General features: G+C 69.4%; 9 protein-coding genes. 4 read left to right on the top strand and 5 right to left on the bottom strand.

Annotation, left to right across the window (positions count from 1 at the left end; genetic code table 11):
- Nucleotides 1-125 precede the first annotated feature (125 nt).
- Nucleotides 126-659, bottom strand: a complete 534-nt coding sequence (locus tag ACZ7M7_RS04290; protein ID WP_472112647.1) for a hypothetical protein — start codon at nt 657-659, stop codon at nt 126-128.
- A gap of 409 nt (nt 660-1,068) precedes the next feature.
- Between ACZ7M7_RS04290 and ACZ7M7_RS04295 the strand changes: the two genes are divergently transcribed.
- The gene (locus ACZ7M7_RS04295; RefSeq protein ID WP_472112650.1) at nt 1,069-1,635 is read left to right on the top strand and encodes a hypothetical protein; all 567 of its coding nucleotides are present in this window, start codon (nt 1,069-1,071) and stop codon (nt 1,633-1,635) included.
- A gap of 192 nt (nt 1,636-1,827) precedes the next feature.
- Here ACZ7M7_RS04295 and ACZ7M7_RS04300 read toward each other — a convergent pair whose 3' ends face one another.
- From ACZ7M7_RS04300 to ACZ7M7_RS04315, 4 genes are all read right to left on the bottom strand, one after another.
- On the bottom strand, nt 1,828-2,310 hold the full coding sequence (locus ACZ7M7_RS04300; protein ID WP_472112653.1) for a hypothetical protein: 483 nt from the start codon (nt 2,308-2,310) through the stop codon (nt 1,828-1,830).
- Nucleotides 2,311-2,380: 70 nt separating this feature from the next.
- Complete coding sequence (locus ACZ7M7_RS04305) at nt 2,381-2,629, bottom strand: DUF6959 family protein (protein ID WP_472112656.1); 249 nt, start codon at nt 2,627-2,629, stop codon at nt 2,381-2,383.
- Nucleotides 2,630-4,185: 1,556 nt separating this feature from the next.
- Nucleotides 4,186-6,906, bottom strand: coding sequence for a pyruvate, phosphate dikinase (gene ppdK, locus ACZ7M7_RS04310; protein WP_383595444.1), 2,721 nt, complete (start codon nt 6,904-6,906; stop codon nt 4,186-4,188).
- Nucleotides 6,907-7,312: 406 nt separating this feature from the next.
- The gene (locus ACZ7M7_RS04315; protein WP_472112659.1) at nt 7,313-8,515 is read right to left on the bottom strand and encodes an ROK family transcriptional regulator; all 1,203 of its coding nucleotides are present in this window, start codon (nt 8,513-8,515) and stop codon (nt 7,313-7,315) included.
- Nucleotides 8,516-8,635: 120 nt separating this feature from the next.
- Here ACZ7M7_RS04315 and ACZ7M7_RS04320 point away from each other — a divergent pair, with 120 nt between their 5' ends.
- The 3 genes from ACZ7M7_RS04320 (at nt 8,636) to ACZ7M7_RS04330 (ending at nt 14,473) form a co-directional block, all read left to right on the top strand.
- Nucleotides 8,636-10,099, top strand: coding sequence for an MGH1-like glycoside hydrolase domain-containing protein (locus tag ACZ7M7_RS04320; protein WP_472112663.1), 1,464 nt, complete (start codon nt 8,636-8,638; stop codon nt 10,097-10,099).
- Nucleotides 10,096-12,033 (top strand): amylo-alpha-1,6-glucosidase, encoded by a 1,938-nt coding sequence (locus ACZ7M7_RS04325; protein WP_472112665.1) that lies wholly within the window; start codon nt 10,096-10,098, stop codon nt 12,031-12,033. The genes ACZ7M7_RS04320 and ACZ7M7_RS04325 overlap by 4 nt, the downstream gene beginning before the upstream one ends.
- 814 nt (nt 12,034-12,847) lie before the next feature.
- Entirely contained in the window at nt 12,848-14,473 is a 1,626-nt protein-coding gene (locus ACZ7M7_RS04330) for an alkaline phosphatase family protein (RefSeq protein ID WP_472113922.1), read from the top strand.
- Nucleotide 14,474 lies beyond the last annotated feature (1 nt).

The raw sequence follows: 14,474 nt of genomic DNA on the forward strand, positions 1-14,474 counted from the left end.
AGTCCTAGTGGGTTGAAGGTCCAGGATGCGAGGTGGCCGCACGGTACCGCTCGCGGCTTGCGGCAGATTGCTGGCCGAGAGCGTCAGCCACGGATTGCTCGCAATCGAGGTTCCGACGGCCGCTCTCAGTGCTCGGCTGCAGGCTCATCAGCGGGCGATGACTGAGGAGGGATCCGCGACATGCCTGTCTGTCTCGCGCGTGCGTTCCATCCTGTGCGAAAGAGATCGTGCTGCAGCGCCTCCATCTCTGTAGCCGTGGCTTCCATCTCGGCGACGGTGATCTTGGTGACTCTCTGCCCGAGCCTCCGCCTGAGAGGCTTCGCGGCCTCCATGCCGTTACCGTCTTCTGCCTGCATGTAGAGCGAGTGCACGATCAAGTTCCGCTTGTCCTTGAGTACCTTCGCTCGGACGAGGCACCGCTGAACCTCGGCCACGTCCTCGGCGGGCATGTCAACGTCGTACGTCTTCAGAGCCAGCTCGCACAGTTCGATGAGCCGTGCCGTGCCCTCGGCGTTGGCCAGCTGGAGGAGCGTGGGTTCGAAGGCGAGCTGTCCGAGGAGATTGTGAAGGCTGAAGTCGAGGTTGGCGCCGGCAACGGTCACCCTGCCGACTGCTTCAAGGAACAGATTGCGCTCTGGCGTGGCGGCGTTCGAGGTCATGGCGGGGATGCTAGGGCCGCCGACCAGAACAGTGCAGGCGAATATGACCTCGCCTCAGCGGTCTGGGCCCCAGGGCGCTCGCCCCGGTTTGATGCAACCGAGGCCCCTCAGCACACAACGGCTACGCTGCGGGCCATGGCGACAGGCTGAGGCGATGTAGCTGGCTGGGTAGGTACCGATCGCCAGGAACAGCGCAGCGTCAAGATCCATGACGTCCGTCGGGAAGGCAACTGGGCAGCCCCCGGGGAGAAAGGTTGGCTACCACGCGGGGTGTCACCATCAACCGATGGCCGGCGCCCCGCCGGCTTGACTCGCTACTGAGACTCCGCCGACGCTGAGTTCGAGGACATGCAGGGGAACGGGACTGGCGATCGAGTGATCCGATCGGAGCGCCTTACCATCACCTCTCATGGCCACAGTGATCTTGACCGTCGGGCTGGCGTTCATCGGCTACCTGGCGACCTATCTCAACGGACTCCGACTGGCGCAGAGACAGGCCCGACTGACGCGGGTCAACGTCCAGTTGAGCGACTTCTACGGTCCTCTGTTCGCGCTGATGGAAGCCAACAGCCGCGCCTACGACACCTTCTCCGAGATGTACGCCCGCCCCGATGGGCGCGATCCCTTCCGCCATGACATACCTCCCACCGAGCAGGAGCTCGCGCGGTGGCGCACATGGGCCACTACCGTCTTCATCCCCAACATTCAGGCAATGCGCGACGTGGTGGTCACCAAGGCCGATCTCCTGATCGAGGAGGAGATGCCTTCGGCCCTGCTCCAGCTCTGCGCGCATGTCGCTGGATACGAGATCACCGCCGCGCAGTGGGCCGAGGGCAATTACGAAGAACACCTATCACTCATACCGTTCCCTGGCCGGGAGCTAAGGGAGTACACCCGCGACCGGTTCACTCACCTGAAGAGCGAGCAGGCAAGGCTGCTGGGGCGCCGACGCGGGCGCTCAAACCGTCGACGCTGAAGCGGAGGGGCGGAGCAGTGCCACAGCCGTGCCAGATGAGGCGGTTACTCACGGGGAGTCGGGGTACGCAGAGGCGCGTGCCGTCATCAACCCCGCTCAAGGCGGGGGAATCGCAGGTCACGCGTGCGATCGACGGCCTCGCTCCTAAAGCGGTGATGCTTGGAAGCGGCCGGGGGCCAGTGTCAACACGCTTTACCCTCCGATCCCGAAGGGCAACCCCTTGCTATCGCCGCTGAGAGAGCGACGAATTGCATTAACCAGTCTCACCTGTGCAACGACAGACTCCTGGCGGGCTGCTTCGAACTCCTCCGGACCGAGTGGATTGCGCAGCGGGGTGTGGTCCCCTCGTTCTACCTGGTCCAGGAAAGAGTCGATAGCGCGCCCGAAGTTGTCGATCTCCTCGGCGACTTCCGTAGGGGCAACCAAGCTCACCCGCATCAAGGTTGCACTCCATTCGCCCCAGTCGTAGTCCCAACCTCGCTCATCGCCATGTGCCCGCCTGAGCTCCATCGTGAACTTGGCGTAGTGGCTGAACAGGTCTTGGTAGGAGGCAAGTTGCTGATCACGTATCCACTGCTGATCCTGAGCGCGGCGTGTGACGACGCCGCCGACCAACACTCCCGCGGTGGCGAGGAGAGCGCCAGCGACCGTGGTCACCAGACCTTCCAGCATCATGCCCCCATGCATTCGATGTGCTGACTTTCGGGCAGACGATGCTACTGATCCACTCAGTCGGCCGCTCGATCTAGTGCCGCTCCAGCGCGGTGGCGTACCGCGTCAGCAAGGCATCGAGGCTCGCCAGTACGGTGCCGGCGGACTCCGCAGCCTCGGCCAGGCGACCGGGCTCGCAGGCCTCGACCACCTCGACCACGTCGCTGCGGAGAATGTGAAGAGAGTCGCCCTGAATCAGTACCCCGGGGAATCGGCGACCGGGCAGGCGAACCACGGCATCGTTCCCACCATCAGTGAACAGCTCTGCCTCAACGTGATCCATCGGATCACCCAACCTGACATCACCCGTGTCGCAGGTTCGGCTCCTGCCGCGGGGGACCAAGGGAAACGCCTATTCAGAGGGCGTTTCGTGACGGCCTGGGACTGCCCAGGCGGGCCGTACACATTGTGTACACCCTCCCGACGATGGTCAGCGCGGCCGCCACCTCGATTGCGCACTGATCAAGCAGCCCGCGCAACGGTCCGGTGAACGACACGAGTTCCTCAGTCGCGGGTATGAACTGACGCTTCACGTCGAGAGCGTCGGCCACCGCGTGGGGACAGTCGGGCCACAGGTGGCCGCACAGCGGCGAACTGTCGCCCGGCGCGCGCCGTCTTGCTCGTCGATTTGCAAGCCGCCCGCTCTGGCCCGTGTGAGCAGCCCTCGCGCCAAGTCCCCGCCTGCGCTACCGCAGACGGGGACTCCACCTTGTGCGTTAGTTCCTCCGGCGACGCCCCTGCGCATAGGGGCCGTGGCGATCATGTTCACGCCATTCCTCGTCATGGGGGTCGCGGTCTTCGCCACCCGCGTTGTCTCCAGGAGTCGAAATGTGTTCCCCCTTGTTGACCTTGGCCAGCAGCGAGGCGAGGGGATCAGGTGGATCGTCGCCGAAGCGATCGGAGCCGCGCTCGGGCGGCGGCCCCGGCTCTGTCCCGTCGTGACGCGACCGTGATGTACCGCTCATGAGCAGCCCCCTCCGACTCACTGAGTGCACTCGAGATCTTTCCCTGGAAGGTCGCGGGTAACCCGACTTCGACCTTGCCGGTCCTGTGCAATCTTGTCGCAAGCCGACCGCCTTCGGAAGCAGCCCACACCTCAACGTCCGTCCGTACCTTGCGCGTTGGCTTAGCCAACGAGGCGAGCATGTGCGCCGTCAACACCGGAAGACCTCGCGGCTCCGATCGATCGCTCAGACGCCAGCATGAACGACAGCACGGGGTCGTTGTCGATCACCTGCTGCACCACTACCGCACCAGAACGAGTGGGGAGCAGCGGGGAATCCCGGTGAAAGCGGTCCAACCCACAAGGCGCACGGGCCGGACGTTCGCCCAGGTCAGCACCTCAACTGCCCGCAAGTGATCGCAGCTTCCCAAGCTGAGGAGCGGGCCCACTCATGATCTAGGGCCGCACCAGGGCAGCGACAGCTGCACCGAGACCAACACCCGGGCGGCGGACAGTTGGAAAGCATGTCGGGGGCAACGCTTCGCGAGGCGAGGTCTGGAATCCTCCACCGCCGCATCAACCAGCAAAACGACAGGCCCGCCCTGGAAGATGCCCAATCGGCGCGGGGCCTCTGCGGTGACGGCTCGTGACCGGCTCAGCCGCGTGTGGAGGGCACAACCAGGGCACAACGACTTCCCGCAGGTTCAACGGCAACCAACGCCATCAACCGCCATTTTCCCTCGTCAGCGAGGTGACTTGGCAGTCTCCACAGACGATGCAGACGAGGGCGGCACCCCCGCACAGGGTGCCGCCCTCCTTGGTGCACCGGAGTCGCCGCCCATCGGTCTTGAGGGTCGGGGACAGGAGACGACTCCGGAGTTGAGTGGCCGTACGGCCTAGCGGTGGTCGCTGCCCACCGACTGGGACGCCGCGCGGCCGGCCTCGAGGCGGGCGACCGGGATGCGGAACGGGGAGCAGGAGACGTAGTCGAGGCCGACCTCGTGGAAGAAGTGGACCGACTCGGGGTCGCCGCCATGCTCGCCGCAGACGCCGAGCTTGAGGTCGGGGCGGGTCTCCCGGCCGGCCTTCGCCGCGGCGGCGACCAGCGAGCCGACGCCGTCCTTGTCGATCGTCTCGAACGGGGATACGCCGAAGATGCCCTTCTCCAGGTAGGCCGTGAAGAACGAGGCCTCCACGTCGTCCCGGCTGAAGCCCCACACCGTCTGGGTGAGGTCGTTCGTGCCGAAGGAGAAGAACTCCGCCGCCTCGGCGATCTGACCGGCCGTGAGGGCAGCGCGCGGGAGCTCGATCATCGTGCCGATCGAGAGCTTCAGCTTCGTACCCGTCGCCGCCTCGACCTCCGCGATGACCTGGTCGGCCTCCTCGCGGACGATCTCCAGCTCCTGGACGGTGCCGACGAGCGGGATCATGATCTCGGCACGCGGGTCGCCCTTGGCGTTCTTGCGCGCGGCGGCCGCCTCCGCGATCGCGCGGACCTGCATCGTGAACAGGCCGGGGATGACCAGGCCCAGGCGTACGCCGCGCAGGCCCAGCATCGGGTTCTGCTCGTGCAGACGGTGCACGGCCTGGAGGAGGCGGAGCTCGTTCTCGTGGGGCTCCTGGCGGGACTCCGCCAGGGCCACGCGGACCGAGAGTTCAGTGATGTCGGGGAGGAACTCGTGCAGCGGCGGGTCGAGGAGACGGACCGTCACCGGGAGGCCGTCCATCGCCGAGAACAGCTCGACGAAGTCCTTCTTCTGCAGCGGCAGCAGCTCCGCGAGGGCGGCCTCGCGGACCTCCTCGGTGTCGGCGAGGATCAGCTTCTCGACCATCTCGCGGCGCTCACCGAGGAACATGTGCTCGGTGCGGCACAGGCCGATGCCCTGGGCGCCGAAGCGACGGGCACGCAGCGCGTCCTCGGCGTTGTCCGCGTTGGCGCGCACCCGCAGGCTGCGCTTGCGGTCGGCGAACGCCATGATCCGGTGCACGGCCTCGACCAGCTCGTCGGCGTCGTTGGCGCCCGCGTGCATCCGGCCCTCGAAGTACTCCACGACGGGAGAGGGGACCACCGGGACCTCGCCCAGGTAGACCTTGCCGGACGACCCGTCGATCGAGATGACGTCGCCCTCCTCGACGACGTGTCCGCCCGGGACCGTCATCCGGCGGCGCTTGGTGTCGACCTCCAGCTCCTCCGCGCCGCAGACACAGGTCTTGCCCATGCCGCGCGCGACGACGGCCGCGTGGGAGGTCTTGCCGCCGCGGGAGGTCAGGATGCCCTCGGCCGCGATCATGCCGTCCAGGTCGTCGGGGTTGGTCTCCCGGCGGACCAGGATGACCTTCTCGCCCGAACGCGACCACTTCACCGCGGTGTACGAGTCGAAGACGGCCTTGCCGACCGCCGCACCCGGCGACGCCGCGATGCCCCGGCCGACCTGCTCGACCTTCGCCTCCTCGTCGAACTTCGGGAACATCAGCTGCGCGAGCTGGGCGCCGTTGACGCGCTGGAGCGCCTCCGCCTCGTCGATGAGGCCCTGGTCCACGAGCTGGGTCGCGATCCGGAAGGCGGCGCCCGCCGTGCGCTTGCCGACGCGCGTCTGGAGCATCCACAGCTGACCGCGCTCGATCGTGAACTCGATGTCGCAGAGGTCCTTGTAGTGGTTCTCCAGCGTCTCCATGATCTGCATCAGCTGGTCGTACGACTTCTTGTCGATCGTCTCCAGCTCCGCGAGCGGGACGGTGTTGCGGATGCCCGCGACCACGTCCTCGCCCTGGGCGTTCTGCAGGTAGTCGCCGTAGACGCCCTGGTGGCCGGAGGCGGGGTCACGGGTGAAGGCGACACCCGTGCCGGAGTCCGGGCCCAGGTTGCCGAAGACCATCGAGCAGACGTTGACGGCCGTGCCGAGGTCGCCGGGGATGCGCTCCTGGCGGCGGTACAGCTTGGCCCGGTCGGTGTTCCAGGAGTCGAAGACCGCGTGGATGGCGAGGTCCATCTGCTCGCGCGGGTCCTGCGGGAAGTCCCGGCCGGCCTCCTTCTTCACGATCTTCTTGAAGGAGGTGACCAGCTTCTTGAGGTCGGCGGCCTCCAGGTCGGTGTCGACCGTGACCTTCTTGACCTCCTTGGCCTTGTCGAGGGCCTCCTCGAAGAGCTCACCGTCGACACCGAGGACCGTCTTGCCGAACATCTGGATGAGGCGCCGGTAGGAGTCCCAGGCGAACCGCTCGTCGCCCGCCTGCTCGGCGAGGCCCTTCACGGACTTGTCGGAGAGTCCGATGTTGAGGACCGTGTCCATCATTCCGGGCATGGAGAACTTGGCGCCGGAACGGACCGAGACGAGCAGAGGGTTGTCGGCCTGGCCGAGCTTCTTGCCCATCCGGGACTCAAGAGCGTCGAGGTGCGCACTCACCTCGTCACGCAGTGCCGCGGGCTCCTCGCCACTGTCGAGGTAGACCTTGCAGGCTTCCGTCGTGATCGTGAAGCCAGGGGGAACGGGAAGCCCCAGGTTGGTCATCTCGGCGAGGTTCGCACCCTTGCCACCCAGGAGGTCCTTGAGGTCCTTGTTTCCCTCGGTGAAGTCGTAAACGAACTTCGCTACGTGGGGTTCTTTGTTTTCCGACACGGTCTCGACTCCCTCGAGGACGCGGTGGCTGCCCTGACGGCGAGGAACATACCCAGATCGAAGGCGCCTGGGTACGTCTACTCACGCGTCATGCGCCTGTAACCACCCGTCCGCCAGTGGATCGAAAGTCAAGGCTTGGCAAGCCGTGACGGCCGGATGTTTTCACTTCTTGAACGCAAGAGGGTCCACAGGTGCGGTATATCGCTCAGATGAGCAGCCATCCCGCACGTTTGATTTCGATCGATGAACGATCAAGGGGTGGCACCGAGTGCCACCCCTTGGAGAAGTGCAGCCGCTCAAGATCCGCTCATCTGAGCGCAACCCTTATCAAGGGTGGCGAGAATCACGCTGCCACAGCCGACCAGATTTCACCATGCGGACGTGCCTCGAGACGGAAACACGGACGTCACACCCCCAGTGCGAGCAGCCGTTCCTCCACCCGCGAGGGCGCGTACAGATGCTCCACGACCAGCGCCCCGGCACCCACGAGCCCCGCCCGGTCCCCCAGCCGGGAGGTCACGACGTTCAGATGAGCGGTGGAGCGCGGCAGCGCCCGCTGGTACAGCAACTCGCGTACGCCGGTGAGGAAGGGCGTCCCGGCCAGATCCCCGGCGATCATCAGCACCCCGGGGTTGAGCAGCGTCACGACAGTCGCCAGTACGTCCCCGACGTGGCGCCCGGCCTCCCGTGCCAGCGCGGCCGCCCCCGGATGCCCCGACGCCAGCACGTCCCGCACATCCGAACCGGACGCCGCGGGCACCCCCGCCTCGGCCAGCCGCCGGGCCACGGCACCGCCACTGGCGACGGCCGCGAGGCAGCCGTACGAACCACACCGGCACAGCGCGTCCGCGCCCGCCGGCACCCGGATGTGGCCGATGTCGCCGGCGCCCCCGTCGATGCCCCGGTAGATCGAGCCGTCGACCACGACCCCGGCGCCGATGCCGGTCGACACCTTGACCAGGACGAACGCCGAGCAGCCGGGGAAACCCGTGCGCTGCTCGCCGTACGCCATGAGGTTGGCGTCGTTGTCGACCAGTACCGGGACCGGCGCGGCGCCGGTGGCTTCGGTGAAGGCCCTGGCCAGGCGGCCCGTTATGTCGTAGCCGTCCCAGCCGGGCATGATCGGCGGCTGGACGACCCGGCCGGTCCCGCTGTCCACCGGCCCCGGCACCGCGAGCCCGATGCCGCCCACCTCGCCGGCCCGGCGCCCGGTCTTCTCCAGCAGCTCGGCGAACCAGCGCCCGAGCTCGCCCAGCACCACGTCCGGCCCGTCCTCGATGACCAGCGTGCCGGTGTGCTCGGCGAGGATCTCGCCGGTCAGGGAGAGCACGGCGGCACGCGCGTGCCGGGTCTCCAGGTCGGCGGCCAGGACCACGGCGTGGGCGTCGTCGAACTCCAGGGTGATGGAGGGTCGGCCGCCCAGCGGGGAGCCCACGGGGCCGCCGGCCCCCTCGCGCAGCCAGCCGGCGCGGAAGAGGCGGTCGAGGCGCTGGCCGACGGTGGCCCGGGAAAGACCGGTGGCCTGCTGGAGCGCTCCGCGCGTGACGGCTCGCCCGCTCCGCACCAGTTCGAGCAGTTCCCCGGCACTCGCCTGACCCCGTGCGCTCATGCACACCCCCTTGTGCTTCTCAACTCTGCATTACATATTGGGTTTTGCGTGTTAAATAGACGTAACCCTACGGTAGCCATGACCGAACCGGTCGGCCGGACGTCTTTCGGGGAGCCCCGAGTGGATCGCACTGCCCAGCTCACAGCCCGTCCCGTGGCGCGTGACATTGCATACGATCCGCCGCCCGCGGCGGATTCGCTGCACGTCAAAGCCGCCCGGGTGCTGGAGGACAACTGGACCGGCACCTCGACGGTGCCCTCGTGCAGTCTGTATCCGCACCAGTGGTCCTGGGACTCGGCGTTCATCGCGATCGGCCTGAGGCACGTCTCGCCACTGCGGGCGCAGACGGAGCTGGAGACGCTGCTCGACGCCCAATGGGGTGACGGGCGGGTCCCGCACATCGTCTTCAACCCCTCCGTGCCGCTCGACGCCTACTTCCCGAGCCCCGACTTCTGGCGCTCCTCGACCGCGGGGCGCGCCGCGGGCGCCCCGCGCACCGTACAGACCTCCGGCATCGTGCAGCCACCTGTGCACGCGCTGGCGGCCTGGCTGGTGCACCGCGCCGACCCGGGGCTGTCCCGGGCACGCGGCTTCCTCACCCGGATGTATCCCCGCCTCGCCGCCTGGCACCGCTATCTGCTGCACCGGCGCGACCTCGGCGCAGGCGGCCTCGCGTCCGTCGTGCACCCCTGGGAACAGGGCATGGACAACAGCCCCTGCTGGGACTCCCCGCTCTCCCGCGTCACCCCGGCCCCGGCCCGCTCCTTCCGCCGCGCCGACCTCGACCACGGGGCGGCGGAGGACCGGCCGACGGATCTGGACTACGGGCGGTATGTGCGGCTGGCGACGGACTACCGGGACGGAGGGTACGCCGATGGCCGCGGTGACTTCGCCGTCGAGGACCCGGCGTTCAACGCCCTGCTCATCGCCTCCGAACACGCGCTGGCCGAGATCGCCCGCGAGCTGGGGGCGACGGGCACGGCCCGGCACGCGCGCGCCGAGCGGCTGACGGCGGCGCTGATCGAGCGGCTGTGGGACCCGGCGGAGGGCATGTTCTTCTGCCGGGACGTGCGCAGCGAGGGGCGGAGCGACGGACCGGGCGAGGGGCGGACCGGCGGACCGGCGGCCGGGGAGCTGATCCCCGAGCGCAGCGTCTCCGGCCTCGTCCCGCTCCTCCTCCCCGCTCTCCCCCGCGACATCGCCGCCGCCCTGGTACGGACGCTGGGCGGACCGCACTTCGGCCTCGGCGGCACGACCCGCCTCGTGCCGAGCTACGACCTCCTCGGCGAGGCCTTCGAACCGCACCGCTACTGGCGGGGCCCGGCCTGGTTCAACACGAGCTGGCTGCTGGAGCGCGGGCTCCGGCTGCACGGCGAGCGCGGCCGGGCCGACGCCCTGCGCAGGGCGATCCTGCACACCGCCGACGCCTCCGGGTTCGCCGAGTACGTCAGCCCGTACACCGGCGACGCCTGCGGAGCCACCGGCTTCAGCTGGACCGCCGCGCTCACGCTCGACCTGCTGCACGACCACCCCGCGCGGGACACGACCGCCGTCAGGGAACTCAAGGGAGGGGACCGGGGATGACGGACCGCCATCATCTGCTCGTGTACGGGGGGACGTTCGCCGCCGTGGGCGACGGCGGGGACATCAGCGGCGTACGGGCCGCCGGCTCCCCGGAGGGGTTATTCGTACGCGATGCCCGGCATCTGAGCCGCTGGCAGCTCACCGTGGACGGCGCGGTGCCCGAGGCGCTCTCCCCGGTCGCCGACGGGGACACGGCCCGCTGTGTCCTGGTCCCGCGCGGCGGCCGCAACGAGCCTCCGGCATACACGCTCTTCCGTGAACAGGCCGTCGGGGACGGGGCGTTCATCGAGTCCCTGCGGGTGACGAGCAACCGCCCGGTGCCGACGACGATCCGCCTGGCGATCACCGCGGACGCCGACTTCACCGACCAGTTCGAGCTGCGCTCCGACCACCGCACATACGCCAAGACCGGCGCCACCCGCTCCCGTCAGGTCCTGGACCACGGGGTGGAGTTCGCGTACCAGCGAGGCGAATGGCGTTCGATCACGACCGTGACGGCCGACCCCGCCCCCGACGGCGTGGAGGAGACCGGCACCGGCGCCCGCCGCCTGGTGTGGGCCCTCGATCTCGACCCGCACGGCACGGCGGAGCTGACCCTCCGGGTGATGGCCCGCCCCCACGGCGACAAACGCGCGCTGCGCGTCCCCCGCTCCCCCGCGGCCCTGTCCTCCCAACTCCTCTCCCAGGAGGGCGAGTTCGTGGAGGGCGTGGCCTTCCCGACCGGTTGGCCCGAGCTGGCCGCCGCCTGTGCCCGGGGCCTGGCCGACCTGGCCGCGCTCCAGGTCCCGGCGACGGGCCCGGACGGCGAGGAGCTGCGCGTGCCCGCGGCAGGCGCCCCCTGGTTCCTGACCCTCCTCGGCCGCGACGCCCTCCTCACCTCGCTCTTCGCCCTCCCCTACCGCCCCCGCCTCGCCGCCGCCACCCTCCCCGCGCTGGCCGCGACCCAGGCCACGGAGATGGTCCCCGAGTCCGTCGCCCAGCCCGGCAAGATCGTGCACGAGGTCCGGCACGGCGAGCTGGCGCACTTCGGGCAGGTGCCGTACGGCCGTTACTACGGCTCGGTGGACGCGACGCCGCTGTTCCTGATCCTGCTTGGCGCGTACGTGGAACAGACCGGCGACGCAGCCCTCGCCCGCGCCCTGGAGCCCAACGCCCGCGCGGCGATCGGCTGGATGCTGGACCACGGCGGGCTGACCTCCCGCGGCTACCTGGTCTACCGCGCCGACCAGGGCGGCCTCGCCAACCAGAACTGGAAGGACTCCCCCGGCGCCATCTGCTCCGCCGACGGCACCCGTCCCGGCGGCCCCGTGATGGCGGCGGGCGCCCAGGGTTATGCGTACGACGCCCTGCGCCGCACGGCGTGGCTGGCCCGCACGGCATGGCAGGACGAGACCTACGGGGCCCTCCTGGAGCAGGCGGCGGGCGACCTCCGTGACCGTTTCCAGCGGGACTTCTGGATGCCGGAGCACTCATTCCCCGCCCTGGCGCTGGACGGCGGGGGCCGTCAGGTCGACGCGCTGGCGTCGGACGCGGGGCATCTCCTGTGGTCCGGCCTGCTGGACAAGGAGTACGGCGAGGCGGTGGGCCGGCGCCTCCTGGAGCCGGACTTCTTCTCGGGCTGGGGAGTGCGCACCCTGGCCTCCGGCCAGCCTGCCTACCACCCCCTCTCCTACCACCGGGGCTCGGTCTGGCCGCACGACAACGCGCTGATCACCCTGGGCCTGGCCCGCTACGGACTGCACGACGAGGCCCGCACGGTCGCCCACGCCCTGGTCGACGCGGCGACGACCACCGGCCACCGCCTCCCGGAGGTCCTCGCGGGCTACGGCCGCGACACCCACGCGGAACCGGTGCCGTACCCGCACGCCTGCGTACGCGAGTCCCGCTCGGCGGCGGCCCCGCTGGCGCTGCTGACGGCGGTGGGCGGGGCGTAGGGGGACGACCACGGGCCTGTTGGCCTGCCGTTTGCCCAGCGTTTGCCGAGCGCTGGGGCACCGGAGCTGAACACCGGCCGGGGGCCGACCGTACGGGATGACGGCGGGCCCCCAGCCTCCCCAGCGAGGCCCGCCGCACCACTCCACCAGGGGCCTCGCACGGAAGGACCTTCGGGTGCCTGTCTTCACGCGCCTACGTCAACTACCCGGCAAGAAGAACAACTTGCCCGACGAGACGGCCTCCAGCGAGCCCCCCGCAGCGTCAGCGGACGGGGACTCCCCGCAGGTCCCGCCTGCATCCGCCGACGAATCGGCCGACACCGACGGCGAGGACGAGAAGCTCCCAGCCCCTGCCGACAAGAACCCGACCACCAACGGCAAGGACGCACCACAGGAGCCCCCCGCCTCCTCCGACGAGACCGCGGCCACCGTCAGCGAGGACGCACTGCGGGAGCCCCCCGCCCCCTCCGACGAGGACGCACCACAGGAACCGCCCGCGCCGTCCGACGAAACAACCGCACCACCTCGCGATGAGGCCGCGGCCACCGACGCCAAGGACGCACCGCAGAAACCCCTCTCGCCCTCCGACGAGACCGCGGCCACCGACAACCAGGACGCACTACAGGAGCCCCCCGCGCTCTCCGACCAAGCCGCACCCCGCCACCCCGAACCCGCGGCCGGCGACGGCGAGGACGTGGCTCAGGGGCCACCGGCAGCCGGCGACGAAAGCAGCACCGGTGGTGCGGGTGGGAACAACCCGGGCGAAGGCGAAGCCGCGCCCGAACCGCAGCCCCCGACCCCCCGCGCCCTCAGAATCAGGCGCACCCTCCGCTGGACGACCACCGCCTTGGCCGCCGCCCTGATTCTCGGCGCCCTCCTCCTCCCCAACACCCTCCCCGCCCTGCAGCCGAACAGATTCACCCGCATCCCCGCGGAGGCGATCATCGGCGCAGTCGTGATGCTCGCCCTCCCCCGCCGCCCACGCATGGTCGCGGCAGCGCTCTACGGCATCGGCCTGGCCGTACTCACCGTGCTGAACCTCCTCGACATGGGCTTCAACGAATACCTCGGCCGCGGCTTCAACGCCGCCCTCGACTGGGACCTCCTCCCCGACGCCCAGTCGTACGTCGCCGACACGATGGGCGGAGCCGTGGCCACCGGTGCCGCAGTGGGCGGCGTGATCCTGATCCTGCTGCTGATGGCCCTCATGGCAGCCGCAACGATCCACCTCAGCACCCTGCTCGCCCGACACAAGGCGAGGGCCACCCAGGGCGCGCTCATGGCCGGCACGGTGTGGATCACCTGCACCGCGCTCAACCTCCAGGCCTTCGGCATGCCGATCGCCTCCGACCACGCCGCCGGCGCCTTCCGGACCCACGCGCAGCGGACGGTGGACTCCCTCGAGGACGAGGCCCGGTTCGCCAAGGAGGCCAAGGCGGACACCTTCGGCAACACGCCCCCCGACCAACTGCTGCCGGACCTGCGCGGCAAGGACGTCGTCTTCACGTTCATCGAGAGCTACGGCCGCACCGCCATCGAGGACCCGATCACGGCCCCCGGCGTGGGCAGAACCCTCGACGCGAGCAACGCGGCCCTGGCCGAGGCGGGCTTTCACGCGAGGAGCGGGTGGCTGACCTCGGCGACCTTCGGCGGCAGCAGCTGGCTGGGCCACTCCACGACCATGTCGGGCCTGTGGATCGACAACCAGCGGCGCTACCGCACCGTCACCGCCGGCGAGCATCTCACCCTCACCAAGGCGTTCCAGAAGACCGGCGCCTGGGACACGGTCGGGGTCATGCCCGGCGTACAGAAGGGCTGGCCGGAGTCGCAGTGGTACGGCCTCGACAGGATGTACAACGCCTGGCAACTGGGCTACAAGGGCCCGAAGTTCAGCTGGTCGACGATGCCCGACCAGTACGCCCTGGAGGCCTTCCAGCGCCGGATCCACGGCAAGAAGCGCGACAAGCCGCTGATGTCCTTCGTCATCCTGACCTCCAGCCACCAGCCCTGGGCCCCGCTGCCGAAGATGGTCGGCTGGGACGACCTGGGCGACGGCTCGGTCTTCGGCCCGATCCAGAAGGCCGGGAAGAAGGCGGGGGACGTCCTCACCGACACCACGAAGTCCCGCGAGGAGTACGGCAAGTCCGTCGAGTACTCGCTGACCAGCCTCACCCAGTGGATGGAGCGCTACGGCACCGACGACACCGTCCTCGTCTTCCTCGGCGACCACCAGCCGATGGCCCGGGTCAGCGGCAACCACGCGAGCCGTGACGTGCCGATCTCCATCGTCGCCAAGGACCCGAAGGTCCTCGACAAGATCGCCGACTGGAACTGGACGGAGGGCCTGAAGCCCGCCGAGGACGCCCCGGTCTGGCGGATGAGCGCCTTCCGGGACCGCTTCCTGACGGCGTACGGCTCGACACCGCACGCGTCGAACTAGC

The organism is Streptomyces sp. NPDC111606, assembly GCF_055656945.1.